The 1,106-nt window shown below is 68.8% G+C and carries 1 protein-coding gene; it reads right to left on the bottom strand.

Annotated features, from left to right (window positions below):
• A partial coding sequence (locus tag ABD708_RS19395) for an IS481 family transposase (protein ID WP_344757590.1) occupies window positions 1-991 on the bottom strand: 991 nt, incomplete at its 3' end.
• Window positions 992-1,106: the final 115 nt, after the last annotated feature.

Here is a 1,106-nt window from a genome sequence, read left to right as displayed (position 1 = left end):
TGTGGTGTCCGGGGAGGTTGGTCAGTCTGGTGACTGGTGGCTTGCCTCCGAGGGCGGAGTGGGCTCTGTGGTGATTGTAGAAGTGCAGCCAGGCCGGTAGCGCCTCGTCGCGTTGCGTGGTCGAGTCGTAGAACTTCGCGTAGGCCCACCCGTCGCCGAGGGTGCGGTGGAAGCGTTCGATCTTCCCGTTCGTCTGGGGCCGGTAGGGGCGGGTGCGCTTGTGCTTGATCGTCAGCTCGGCGCACGCGTCCCTCCACGCGAATGATCGGTAGGCCGGCCCGTTGTCGGACAGCACTCGTTGCACGCTCACTCCGTGATCGGCGAACCAGGAGACCGCGCGACGCAGCACGCCCACGGCGGTGGCGGCTTTCTCATCGGTGTGGATCTCGGCGTATGCGACGCGGGAGTGGTCGTCGATGACGGTGTGTACGAACGCAGTGCCGATCTTCGGGTGGCCGGTCCGCGTGCGCCCGGTGCGCTGGGCCGTCTCGGCCTTGTTCCGCTCGCCCTGCTGCTTGCCGACGAACCGCCAGCCGCCGCCGTCGGGGATGTTGCCGAACTTGGTGACATCCACGTGGATCAGCGAGCCGGGCTCGTCGTGCTCGTAGCGGCGCAGCGGCTCGCCCGTGACCCGGTCGATGCGGGAGAGCCGGTTGACGCGGCAGCGCACCAGCACGGCGTGTACGGTCGAGGCGGCCATGCCCAGCCGTCCGCCGATCTGGACCGGGCCGAGCCTGTGCCGCCATCGCAGCGCGACGATGCGGCGCACGTCCTCGGGGCTCGTCTTGTTCGGGCTGGAGTGCGGCCTGGAGCTGCGGTCGGCCATGCCGGCGGCGCCTTCTGAGCGGTACCGGTCGGCCCACTTCCTGGCGGTCTTGGGCGCGACCATGAACATGTGCGCGGCCGCCGCATAGGTCCACCCCCGCTCGACGATCAGCAGGGCCAGCCGCAGCCGGGTTTTCGGGGTCAGGGTCGCGTTAGCGTGGGACACGAAGGCCTCCGGTAGGTGAAGCGGTGAACTAGACAGCTCCACTCCACAACCGGAGGCCTTCCCCTGTCACATCGACTCACCGCCGCACGGCGGGACAACCTCCCCGGACATCACA

The sequence above is a fragment of the Gryllotalpicola koreensis genome (genome assembly GCF_039538185.1).
GTDB classification, from domain to species: domain Bacteria; phylum Actinomycetota; class Actinomycetes; order Actinomycetales; family Microbacteriaceae; genus Gryllotalpicola; species Gryllotalpicola koreensis.
This window is presented reverse-complemented; position numbering and strand designations above follow the sequence as displayed.